Genomic DNA, 11,721 nt, shown 5'->3' on the forward strand with positions numbered 1-11,721 from the left:
TATTATATTTTCTTGTTTCGTTCGTCTCTTAGTCGCTTTAACACCACAAATAATTTATTAATTTCTTCTTCTTTGTTAAAAAGAAGAATCAATTTTTCATCTTCAACTTGGAGAAGTTCATAACTAAGTTCCATCATAAAATTATGAATTTGTAATGTAACTGTTCCTGTTTTTGGAATATCAATGTTATTTTTAACTACTAAAGCACCTTTAGATGAGATATCAACTACATCAAGCGAATTATTAAATAAGCTGGCATGAATCTCTCCATTATTTTTTACTCGGAAATATTGCCGTCTTTCATCCATTATTTAGCCAAAAGTTTAATTAATACTTTTATTTTAGGTTTATTACTCTTGTCAGGTCAATACACAAAAACTATATCTGTTGAATTTAGTCATGACTTACGAAAAACCCCAATTTCTTCGTTTAAAAAGTTTTTAATTTAGTCATTTAGAAAGTCATGTTAGTAAAAGAAATCCGAATTCTCAAATGATGCTTTATAGTTAGGATAGATAAAATAATCCGACTGCGTGCAGCCGGAAGACAAATTAAGGCGAAATTCCAGTTGACGTGGTATGATGGGACGACGTGTGGCGATTTGGATAAAAGGTTGACATTATATTACTGGAAAAGAAACCGCCCAAACTATGTAATGTGTTTTTTAAGTTAGTGGCAAGCTCGGTCGCAGTATCTATAATAGTTGGTCCTGTGACTTTATTTGATGATACCGGTTCACTATTAATGGGATTCAACTCAGGTAAAGCATTGGTAAATTCATTACGAATGGAAGTGAAGTGGGTAGAGTCTTCATCAATCTCCTTAAGAAAGGATTCCATTTCAGCTCGAGAATCTTTTATAAGCAACATTTCGAATAAACGAAAACGGTTTTTAATTAAAAATTGTTGATTCTTTGCTAGCCAGGAGTCTAAGATTAGATCATTTTTGCTTTCTAACAAAAGTTGATGAAATAAGTGATGGAGTTCCATTCGGATTTTAAGCTCATGTTTAGGGTTTTTTTGCATTGAAAAGACACTTAATGCCTCAATCAGTTCATTAAGTTTTTGTTGTGTGTAACCCGATTTCAGATCCTTGAGCATAATCTCCAGAGTTGTTTCAGGTTTATAATTAGTAAAGTACTTCCTTTGCTGGAGATTGGGCTCCTCTTTATTCTCGGCCGGTTTTACCGGGTTATCCATCGGAACAACAAATGTAGGTGGATTGGGTGAAAAAAAACCAGTCCAGCCATAATACCAGCATCTTTTCAGTCGTCTAATCAATTGAGCAATAAATCCGGAACCTTCACTAAAACTTAATTCCAGTTTCGCTTCTACTAAAGCTTTTGTTGCTATGCTAACAATTTCTTTGTGTTTATTTGGATTTAATTTTTTTAAAGCGGAATCGCACAAATCTATAATTTTGGTATAGTTATTTTCACCTTCTTGCATACCAAAATAACGGATGGTTCTTTTGGCATCATATACGAGTAAAGAGTAGCTAATTTGCTCATCATATAATTCGGGGTAATTTAAAAAAGATGTAAATATCGCTTCTCTGAGTGGTGTTGAAATATCATTAAGGGACATAAGAACCACTAAATGATAAAGCGAACGCCTGTGAGTTCCCGTGCAACCTTCTTGAGCGTAGTAACTTAAATAATCATTAATTATTTTGGAAAGCTGTTTATAGTCTCCTTTAAAATGCATTAAGAAATAGTCAAGGGATTTTACAGTCCTTTTGTTCTCTATTAATTTCTTCACTAAAGAGTGTTCCGGTATATCATTGGAAGGCTTTATCGTAGAAACCTCTTCAATAGAAGTGTCGCCTATTTTGATACCACAGAGCAAACTACTTAAAAAACTCTTTTCTTTTGATTTAGTGGGCAATGAGGGAGCTAATTGAACCAGCTGAGTCATACTCGTAATATTTATTCGAGAATCATTATAAAATAAACTGGTATCACCAGATTGGGCGGACGCTCTTAAGTAATAATTTGTCAAATGTGCAATTTTATTATTTAGCTCTCTAAATTCTTCTATGTTATTTAAAGAAATAAGAAGTTGCATAGTTTGCGGAGAGAATTGGTAATTGATATTTAATAATCTATAAACTAATTGTTTTATATAATTGACATAAGATTCGTGATGATGGCCGTAAAGATAGCGCTGAATAGCAAAAATGAGTCGTTTTTCTTCATCTTGATTTATCAACAGAGGATGTATTGGATCAAATAATTCCAGATGCTCAATCATATTAGTGATGATGGCTTCCTTTTTTACGGCATCCATTTTACTGAGTTCATCAACGACATGAACATCTACCAATTTCATCAGATGGGCTAGAATAAAATGTGAATTTGGCATAGATGAATAGTGATTTAACCAATATGCAATCATATTAGGTTTAGGATATTTAAGTAGTATTTTTTCAACTTGTTTTTCTGATAATTGATGAAAGTGAGGAATGGAACAGAGCAACGTGGCGCAAGCTTCGGGTCGGAGGAGTTCAATTTGGGCCATAGTCAAACAATTTTTGTCTAATTGGTGAACCAAGGTATTAAGACGAGAAGGCGAGTGAAAATCATTTGTATTTAAATGAACCAAAAATGATTCATCTTTTAAACTGTCCAAATATTCTTTTTGGCTTAATAAGCAGATAATTAATAATGACTTGACCTGGCTGTCTTGAACTAAGGCAATCAATTCGAGTATTTGAAGGTGGTTAAATTGATTGGCGTTTAGGGCATATATAAAATCAAGTTGGCTTTCTTTGCTTTTATTGATACTGGCTAAATAATCTTTATTTAATATTGCTATTTGTAATAAATCAAAATTTAATGGTTCATTTTTTTTCATATGATTCTCCAGCCAGCTCCATGAGCCGAGTTTGATAATATCAGATAAAATGGTTTGGACTGGTGCAACTGTAAGGCAATGATCACAAAGCCAAGTGATTTGTGAAGTTGTAAAATTTTCTCGCATAGTTAGAATCTTCTTAAAGGTATAAGGTAGCAATCCTTGATCAGCAATATGTTTCAACAGGAGATGTATTTCCAAGGAAGATTGAAGCTGATCATCATTTAATTGACTGAGCCATTTTATTAATACATTAGTTTTAGTAATTGGATTATCTAGGGTAAAAAAAGATTCTAAGGCTTGTTCCCAAGACAGAGTTTCATCGGATGATTGTTTTTTTAAATCTGCGATAAGTAACAAGCTGGCGAGAATTTCCTTTTCTGAGATAGGCTTATCAAAATCAACCACCAGATCCTCCTTGACCCATACGTCAAAACTCTTCTATCAATTTTATGTCCATTAGACTTCTTTGGAAGCTCTACTGCGGTGATGAATTGCTTCGCCGATACGGTGCCCGAATCCTCATGTACTGTCGTGCACAATCCGGTTCTGCGCTCCGTTTCTTCTCGCACTTCACTCACTGCAGCGAGTTTCTGAAGAAGTCTATTATTCACATTAGGCCGGGAAAGTAATATTCAGGGTTCCTTTAATGGAACTTTCCCATGTGTGGATTAATTCAGAATAACTGTTTGAAAAAAAAATTCAATAGTTGTTTTAATTTTGTGAATTTTGCTATGAAAGTAGTACAGCTTCATAAACAAAAGTAGCAGGACCCGTTAATACAATAGCATTATTGCAATCAGGCCAATAGATATTTAAATCACCCCCCGGCAAATGAACCGTAATATTTGCAGAAAGATTGTAAAATAAGCGTCCTATTGCTGCTGCTGCAACAGCGCCGCTGCCACAGGCAATCGTTTCACCGCAACCACGTTCGTAAACACGTAAATTGATTTTTTCAGGATTAATAATTTGCATGAATCCTACATTGGCTTGTTCTGGGAATTGTTGGTGAAGACTAATCTGTTGTCCCAAACTATCTACTGGGGTTGTTTCTATATCTTTAACCAATAATACAGCATGTGGGTTACCTAACCCTATTGTATGAAGCTTGACTGACTTACCGTTATTTAATTTAAGCGAGTACTCATCTAATTGTTCATCACTAAGAAAGGGGATTTCGCTTGGAACTAGTTTTGGCACACCCATATTGACGCTTACAGAATTATCTTCATTAATGATTAAGTCCATGAGTGTGGTTTTTGTTGCTACAGTTAATTTGCTTTTTACGGTTAAACCATAATGTTTGGCGAAAAGAGCTATACATCGTGCTCCATTACCGCATTGCCCTACCTCTTGTCCATCGGCATTAAAGATTCGGTAATTAAAATCAATTCCTTCGTGTTGGCTAGGCTCTAATAATAAACATTGGTCAAAGCCAATTCCAGTGTGGCGATGGGCTAGCTCTCTGATCCGTTCGGGAGTTAATTGAATAGGCTGGTTGATTCCATCAAGTACAATAAAATCGTTGCCTAAACCATGCATTTTGGTAAATTTTATTCCCATTTGTAATCTCTATCTCTTTGGATCATCAGTCGTTTTTGCTTCTTGTTTAGGTAAATACAAAGGACCTTTTTGCCCACAGGCAGACAAACAGAATGGGATTGTGGCAACCAAGAATAATAAAACTAAATAAGAGTGTTTCATTAAGCACTAATATAAGATTAAATTTTAATTATATGAGATTTGGAGTGAAACTCAAAGATTGATAATTCTTATTTTCTGACTTAATGCAGGTTACCTTAGTCATACTACAGGGCAAAATCATACTTTGTCTATATTATAAACAAAATTATCTCATCTTGAATTGCACTATGGATCTGATAGAACCTTAGAATGAACATGATCTATAGGCTAGTTGTTCTGAAATTAAGCACTAGGGATTGGATGTCATTTTAAAGATAAATTGTGGTTATCAGATGCTTCAATGATTTCAGTCAAGGAATGCTGGTCGTCCATGAGTAATGGATGCAAAGTATCTAGCTCGTCTTTCGTTAATCCATTGGTTGATTCAATAATGTAACTGTTTTTTCCATCTCTATACCAGTATAAAAGGGTGCTTTTTTGTGAAATAACACCTGAACCTGGGGATCCATATAAATTGTTTATATTCGAACTATTGAAGTCAGGCTTGGGAGAATAGAATCGATAACTAAATTGATTACGATTTTGATTTTCCCGAACTTGCTCAATGAGCCCATAATCAGAGACCAGTTTTCTTGCTAAGAATAAAATACTCATAAAACAGCATAATAATTTACCAAACAAGCACTATGATAAAATTTTATACATTAAAAATCAAGTATTGTTAATATTTTTTACATTTTTTTAATGAAATTGATGGCATTTTCGAGTTGTTTAGTAGTGTTTGGTTTCTTGTTTAATTATAAGAGCAAAATGAGAAATGTTTTGCTTATTGTCTGATAATGGGTTCGCTTCATACACAATGGTATATAATTAGGGACGTTATCTAAATATTTAAAGAAATCGTTTTTTGATAAATCTGTGCTTTATTTTCAAAAATCCGTTCTATATGGGGGCGTAACAAATCCAATTCGGTTGATTTATATGGTGCTGATGGAAAATAGATACTATTATTTTCTTGTTTTGTCAAAATAGAAATATCTTGCTTTAATGCCATTTTGATAAAAGGAAGGAACGTAAGTTTTTTTACCCAACTTGTCAACCAATGATATCTGTAACTGATTAACAGGAATGCGCGGTGTTTTTTCTCGGTTATGGGACTTAGATAAAAAGTAAATGAAGCCGTTAAATACTCCTTACTATAATATTCAAGTTCAACTATTAAAGGAAAATGGAATCGTCCTACGGATGATTTTCGGTTTCTTTCAAAAAGCGAACTGATTAGGCCTGATTGTTTTTGTTTATCTTCATAATAAACTTCAGCAAAGTGTTCATTGACTTTTAAATTGGCTTTTATAGTTTGTCTTTTATTGTCATGTCTGAGCAGGCCTGCATGAATATAATGTGTATGGGTAGCATCAAGGGTATTTTCTATGATATTCAAAATATCCCCTTCTAATTCAAATTGTATTAAATAAGAGCTATATTTCCTGGAATTCAATACCGATATATTATAAAGCGGCAGCGTTGTTTCATTTTTATTGAGACAAACAAAGACCAATCCCATATAAATTTGGGTCGGATAAGCAGGTACGTTTTTATCTGCAAGGTTTATTTTTTTTTCCAGACCAGGGATTTTAATGCATTTGCCTGATTGATTAAAACGCCAGCCATGATAAGGGCATTGTAATAATACACCTTCCAACTTTCCCGATGAGAGAGGGGCACCGCGATGTGGGCATCTATCTTGTAGTGCTATTATTTGATTATTAATTTTATAGATTACAATAGGGATACCAAGCAAAACGAATCGTTGTGGTTTACTTGATATTTTTTTTACTGTAGTAATAGGCATCCATTGATGTTTTAGTCGTTCTATAATCATAATTTATACCTTTTGAGAAGCGGAACGAAAACTGTATTGAGTAAAATTTGTATGGCTCTCCAGGTAATTCTACGATATAAGGGTAAATGTTTTATATACGCGGCCGTGTATTCTATGAATGGTTGGCCCCCTCTTAATAATTTGAAATGAGACGCGCCTGAGCTTAGGTTTAAGCAACGATTTTGTTTATTACTATAATCAAGGATCAGATAAATCAGGATCCGATAGAGTGATTTATATTTGGGCAATTTAGTATTATATCCGACAAGTGGTGCAGTAATGACTTGTTCACTTTCAAATAATCCTACTATTCCTTGTAATACCCCTTGTTTATCACGAAGCCCCATCATGGTTAATAATCGATTTTGATGCCAATAAGCTATAAGCTTTAAACTAAATTGCGGATTATGTTTAGAGTATTTTTCTAAATATAATAAATTATAAAGTCTTACAATATCGGGATAATCTGATTCTCTGATTTGGTCATGAAGAACCAGCTCATATTCACTTTTAGCCAAGGCACGGCGATCATTTCGAGTATTATTGCGATTAATGAATTCGTAGAAACTAGCATCAAAAATATAAACCTGTCGTGAGGCTGCCAGGATAAAACCTTCTTTTTTTAAATTTTCAATTAAATCATTATTGGTGTGTTCGTTTAATGAGCGATACATGATGGCATGTTGAGGATATTTCTCTATGGCACGCTTTAATTGCTCTTTCGCTCCGTCCCCATGCCAATTTGGGTAGGGATTAGTTGACAATAAGAAATTATTGATAAAATAATTTTTATTAACCTTACCCAGCCTGAGCAGCCCACCTATGGAATTAATTAATAGAATTAAACATAAACGTAACAGTCTATTATTAATTTTAAACAGTTCATCTTTGCTGTATGTAATCAGTGCGTTGTAAGGCGAGCAAACATAAGAGGAATTATATTCCGTATCATTTAAGGTGGCTGGGAATAGAAATCCCCCCATTTCTTCAGTGGTCATTCTGGTTTCAACATTCAATATCCATTCTTTGCTCAACCCATGTATAAAAGGATTGCTATATAAGATACTTTTATCATTAAAAGTCATTATTTATTGCTCACCGTTAAATTCAATATCATCCGTCGAAGCACAATGGAAATTCTTTTTTTCCTTAATCATGCGGCAAAAAATATTGGTAATGGTTATGAAACTTTTTAGACCTAGCCATGGATAATCTTTGCTTTTTAATACGTCATGAGCCATTTTATAATCATTAATAAATCCTTTGGGGTTTTTTAAAAAATAATGGAGTCCTTGAAGTTTCATTGCCAGACCGAGCATATAGGGGTGTTTGGGCATTAGACAGTTTTGTTCTTGACCTTGCAAGAGCGTAGACCAGTTTATTTGCTCCGAAATCAGATGAAATCCGCTGGTAATTCTTGGATTGCATTCTAAAGCAAAAGCCTTTCCTTCTCTCACTATAAAGTCAAAGGCAATTTGGCCACTAAAGCAATATTTTTTGCAAAAAATTGTAACAAAATGAGTGATTGCTTCTATATTTGCGGATTCAAAATAAATCCCTGCCGCCGGACCAGAAGTATATTTAGGATGATAGGTTGTTTGAACCAGGATCTTGCCTTTTTCCGCTATGACATAACTGCAGTATTCTTTACCAGTAATGAAGAGTTGGGCCACATAAGGAACAGTGAGCTTTAGCTCGGTAATGGCTTGAGGTGATGGTTTAATTATTAAATGAGAGCCAAAACGAGAATAAACAGGCTTCAATAGGATGTCTTGGTTTAATGGGACTCTGGCTTTGTCTTCATCAGTTGTTAAAAGCCAACTTTGTGGGGCATCTAATCCATAATCTAGAGCAAGTTGATTAAAAATAAATTTGTTATGTAACGCATTAAGTCGTAAAAATGGTTCGCAGAATAGGCGAGCATGTTGTGACAACTCTTCATATCCCTGACTGATAAAGAAAATTTCTTCACAGGTGGGAATTAGTAGATCAATTTGATATTCAATGATTATTGTTTTAAGTGCTTGAATGAACTGTTGAAGTTGCGTATTGGGTTTAGGAAGAGTGAAATGTTTTTGTAATCCTTTTACAAAGCGTCCGAGAGGAAAATTCATACTGTCAGCACTATAAACGGTATACCCTTGATGAATCAGGCTGCGCATGACATCCATGCTTGCTGGAGCTCGGCCCCCAGTCACTAGTACGTTCATTGATTTCTCCTCTTATAAACAGTCCATTTCAGGATAAAATCTGGATTGGATGCGGTGCTGTTTTCAATGTATTGTTAGTACTCCAGGATCATTCCAACAACAGAACCTAGGGTAAATTAAGATTTTTATCTAATTCTATAGATGAAACTAATTTTCGAGGTAAATATTTTCCTATCCCACTTATTTTAATATTGGGCATGATATTACCTATCGAATTTATTTGGCCAAAACATTTTACACTTGGTATTCTAATAGTCAATTTAAAATGGATTATCATGGAAAGCCTTCTAAAGGAAGGCGTAGCGTCCTATACTTCTCTAAATATGGCAAGATGTGTTTCTAAATGGGGAAGAGAAGGTGATTGCTCTTCTCTACCAGCTTAATTTAATCCTTTATTTGGACGCGATTTTAACAAGAACATTATGTGACACATACAAGAACATCATGTTAAATATTTGTTCATTATATTTTTAAATGCTAAACTTGCACTGCTCTCTTGCATTGGCGATAATTTCTATTTTTGTTTGGAGAATTTGTTTTGAGCGTTTATATGAAAGAACCCTTGGAGAAAGCACAAGCATGCGTCATTTGGATGCATGGATTGGGAGCTGATGCATCAGACATGATGGGTTTAGCTGATCAGCTCACTATCCAGGATGTGGCTTTAAGGCATGTGTTTCTTGATGCGCCTGCACGACCAGTTACCTTAAATGGAGGCATGGTTATGCCGGCGTGGTATGATATTTATGGATTGGAATTAGTAAACAAAGAGGATAAAGACGGGATAGAGGAATCAGAGTCATTAATTCGTAAAGTAATAGATGCTCAATTTAATTATGGTTTTAAACGTCATCAGATTTTTTTAGCTGGTTTTTCTCAAGGTGGGGCTATGGCTTTGCATACGGCCCTTCATATGGCTGGTCGATTGGGAGGGATTATTGCATTATCAGCTTATTTACCCTTAGCGAAACACAGTAAGCCACAACTGGATAAAAATACCCCAATCTTTATGGGGGGAGGACAATTTGATCCTTTAGTACTACCAAAATGGACTCAACATAGTAAGGATTGGTTGCTAGATAAAGGGTATATGGACGTCTCTTTTCATCAGTACCCCATGGAACATTCCATATGTTTTGAAGAAATTAAAGACCTCAGCCTTTGGCTTAATAAGCAGGTTCAAGGAGTTTTACAATGACAGTAGTAAAAAGATCACGAACAGTGCCTTATTCTTGTGAGCAAATGTATGGATTGGTTAATGATGTCGAACATTATTCTGAATTTTTACCTTATTGTACAGAAAGCAAGATACTTCACCGTGATAATGATGAGGTGCAAGCTACTCTAGTCATTGGCGCTGCTGGAATGAGTAAGTCATTCACTACTCGTAATCGACTACAAGCTAATAAGATGATTGAAATTCGTTTAGTTGATGGACCTTTTAGTCATCTGGAGGGGTTTTGGCGTTTTGATGAGATGGATAAAGGCTGCCAAATTTCATTTGATTTGGAGTTTGAGTTTGCTGGAAGAATATTTTCCATGCTCCTTGGACCTATATTTGATCAGATAACAGATAAAATGGTTGATGCATTTTGCGAAAGAGCCGAGGTCATTTATGGTAAAAGTTGAATTAGTGTATATTGCCAATGGAAGAAATAGTTTCTTACATTGCCAAATGGATTTAAAACAGGGTACTACAGTTGAAAAGGCATTAACTGAATCAAATATCTATTCTACCCATCCTGAAACAAAAGGATTACCTGTAGGAATTTATGGGAAACAAGTTTCTATGGACTTAGTGCTCAAAGACGGGGATAGGATTGAGATTTATAGGCCTTTGGTACGAGATCCTAAAGAGAAACGCCGCCACTTGGCGCAATTAAAAAAATAGAAGGGATTAGGTTTTTTTAAAGAGACAAACCTCACTTATTTATAATGATAAGCCATTTATGTAATCTGCATTTTTGCCTTTATAACATCATTGTAAGTGTTTCTATGATTAATAAATTTTGACTCATCGAAACACTTCGCGTTTTGCTGTAAAACAAAAATTATAGCTTATGCGAAAGGTTTAGAGATTATGGTCTATGCTCTATCCGTATTAGAGAACCTTTAGCAAAGTATAAAACAACAGTACGGATTTCTATACTTCCTTTTCCTCGACGCCTGGTGTATGCATAATCCCATCGGTTATCGTTAAACGTCGGACTCATCAAACTGGTGCCCATTAAAATTGCAACGTCATTTTTACTCATTCCTATTTTTAATCGGGCAATTTTTGATTGAGGCAATAAATTACCTTGTTGAATAATGCGTCTCGAGAAATCATATGATGCGCATTGTGTTAAGGTTAATGTTAAAATGAAACAAATAAAAAAAGTTATTATTCGCATTTTTTTGCCTACTATGAAAAATTTCGCCATAATAACATGTCATTTATTGAAAGGCACCTGTCCTAATGTGGAATTTGACATTTGTTATTGTTTGGTAAAGCTGGTTTTTAAAAACATTCAAAAGTCATATATGGGCGTTAAGAGCAGGAACGGCCCCATGTTTTTGTTAAACAGAGTGATTTTGACGAAAAAATGATTAAGGTTCGGAATTCATTACTGTTAAGGAGCGCAAGTGGAAGAAAGTCAGCAGTTAAAGGATGCGGGATTAAAAATCACATTGCCCCGTATTAAAGTATTGCAAATATTGGAACAATCACGCAATCATCATTTAAGTGCAGAAGCAGTCTATAAGGCTTTATTGGAATCAGGAGAGGATGTTGGTCTAGCTACTGTTTATAGAGTACTTACCCAATTTGAGGCAGCCGGATTAGTGGCTCGTCATAATTTTGAGGGGGGGCACTCTGTATTTGAGTTGTCTCAGGGTGAGCATCATGATCATCTGGTTTGTGTTAAATGTGGGCGTGTAGAGGAGTTTGTAGATGAAGTAATAGAGCAAAGGCAAAAAACAATTGCTGAACGTGCTCATTTTAAAATGACAGATCATGCTCTAAATATTTATGGTATTTGCCCTCAATGTCTCTAGGCTAAGTATTTGAATTAGTTTAGCTTGCCACTTCGCTGGATGTTCGATGGATATTTTAAGTATCCCGATATAGTTTTTCATCGCTTCAATA

13 protein-coding genes are annotated in these 11,721 nt (G+C 34.9%); 4 read left to right on the top strand and 9 right to left on the bottom strand.

Translation table 11 applies throughout. The annotated features are described in order from the left end of the window. Nucleotides 1–2: 2 nt before the first annotated feature. The 8 genes from ACZ5EK_RS01915 to ACZ5EK_RS01950 all read right to left on the bottom strand — a co-directional run bounded on the left by ACZ5EK_RS01915 (nucleotide 3) and on the right by ACZ5EK_RS01950 (nucleotide 8,594). Nucleotides 3–308, bottom strand: coding sequence for a PilZ domain-containing protein (locus ACZ5EK_RS01915; RefSeq protein ID WP_464431113.1), 306 nt, complete (start codon nucleotides 306–308; stop codon nucleotides 3–5). Nucleotides 309–551: 243 nt separating this feature from the next. Beyond that, nucleotides 552–3,263: a lpg0365 family Dot/Icm T4SS effector gene (locus tag ACZ5EK_RS01920; RefSeq protein ID WP_464431115.1), complete on the bottom strand. Its 2,712-nt coding sequence runs from the start codon at nucleotides 3,261–3,263 to the stop codon at nucleotides 552–554. 324 nt (nucleotides 3,264–3,587) lie between these two features. Next, the gene (gene dapF, locus ACZ5EK_RS01925; protein ID WP_464431116.1) at nucleotides 3,588–4,421 is read right to left on the bottom strand and encodes a diaminopimelate epimerase; all 834 of its coding nucleotides are present in this window, start codon (nucleotides 4,419–4,421) and stop codon (nucleotides 3,588–3,590) included. A gap of 9 nt (nucleotides 4,422–4,430) precedes the next feature. Next, nucleotides 4,431–4,562, bottom strand: a complete 132-nt coding sequence (lptM, locus tag ACZ5EK_RS01930; RefSeq protein ID WP_464431117.1) for an LPS translocon maturation chaperone LptM — start codon at nucleotides 4,560–4,562, stop codon at nucleotides 4,431–4,433. 243 nt (nucleotides 4,563–4,805) lie between these two features. Next, nucleotides 4,806–5,156, bottom strand: a complete 351-nt coding sequence (locus tag ACZ5EK_RS01935) for a hypothetical protein (RefSeq protein WP_464431119.1) — start codon at nucleotides 5,154–5,156, stop codon at nucleotides 4,806–4,808. 229 nt (nucleotides 5,157–5,385) lie between these two features. Then, a complete protein-coding gene (locus ACZ5EK_RS01940) occupies nucleotides 5,386–6,384 on the bottom strand; it encodes a Rieske 2Fe-2S domain-containing protein (protein ID WP_464431120.1) in 999 nt (332 codons plus the stop codon). Further along, nucleotides 6,381–7,469, bottom strand: a complete 1,089-nt coding sequence (locus ACZ5EK_RS01945) for a hypothetical protein (RefSeq protein ID WP_464431122.1) — start codon at nucleotides 7,467–7,469, stop codon at nucleotides 6,381–6,383. The genes ACZ5EK_RS01940 and ACZ5EK_RS01945 overlap by 4 nt, the downstream gene beginning before the upstream one ends. Nucleotides 7,470–7,472: 3 nt before the next feature. After that, nucleotides 7,473–8,594, bottom strand: coding sequence for an ATP-grasp domain-containing protein (locus ACZ5EK_RS01950; RefSeq protein ID WP_464431123.1), 1,122 nt, complete (start codon nucleotides 8,592–8,594; stop codon nucleotides 7,473–7,475). Between the two features lie 550 nt (nucleotides 8,595–9,144). On the opposite strand from ACZ5EK_RS01950, the gene ACZ5EK_RS01955 reads away from it, so the two are divergent. From ACZ5EK_RS01955 to ACZ5EK_RS01965, 3 genes are read left to right on the top strand one after another with little or no spacing between them, the layout of a single operon-like run. Next, complete coding sequence (locus ACZ5EK_RS01955; protein ID WP_464431125.1) at nucleotides 9,145–9,792, top strand: alpha/beta hydrolase; 648 nt, start codon at nucleotides 9,145–9,147, stop codon at nucleotides 9,790–9,792. Next, nucleotides 9,789–10,223: a type II toxin-antitoxin system RatA family toxin gene (locus ACZ5EK_RS01960; protein WP_464431126.1), complete on the top strand. Its 435-nt coding sequence runs from the start codon at nucleotides 9,789–9,791 to the stop codon at nucleotides 10,221–10,223. Before ACZ5EK_RS01955 ends, ACZ5EK_RS01960 begins: the two co-directional genes overlap by 4 nt. After that, complete coding sequence (locus ACZ5EK_RS01965) at nucleotides 10,210–10,485, top strand: RnfH family protein (RefSeq protein WP_464431128.1); 276 nt, start codon at nucleotides 10,210–10,212, stop codon at nucleotides 10,483–10,485. The genes ACZ5EK_RS01960 and ACZ5EK_RS01965 overlap by 14 nt, the downstream gene beginning before the upstream one ends. A 187-nt stretch (nucleotides 10,486–10,672) precedes the next feature. Here ACZ5EK_RS01965 and ACZ5EK_RS01970 read toward each other — a convergent pair whose 3' ends face one another. Next, on the bottom strand, nucleotides 10,673–11,017 hold the full coding sequence (locus ACZ5EK_RS01970) for an outer membrane protein assembly factor BamE (protein ID WP_464431130.1): 345 nt from the start codon (nucleotides 11,015–11,017) through the stop codon (nucleotides 10,673–10,675). Nucleotides 11,018–11,219: 202 nt separating this feature from the next. Here ACZ5EK_RS01970 and fur point away from each other — a divergent pair, with 202 nt between their 5' ends. Further along, nucleotides 11,220–11,630, top strand: coding sequence for a ferric iron uptake transcriptional regulator (gene fur / locus ACZ5EK_RS01975; protein WP_464426260.1), 411 nt, complete (start codon nucleotides 11,220–11,222; stop codon nucleotides 11,628–11,630). Nucleotides 11,631–11,721 lie beyond the last annotated feature (91 nt).

The organism is Legionella sp. JM-2024 (assembly GCF_055389095.1).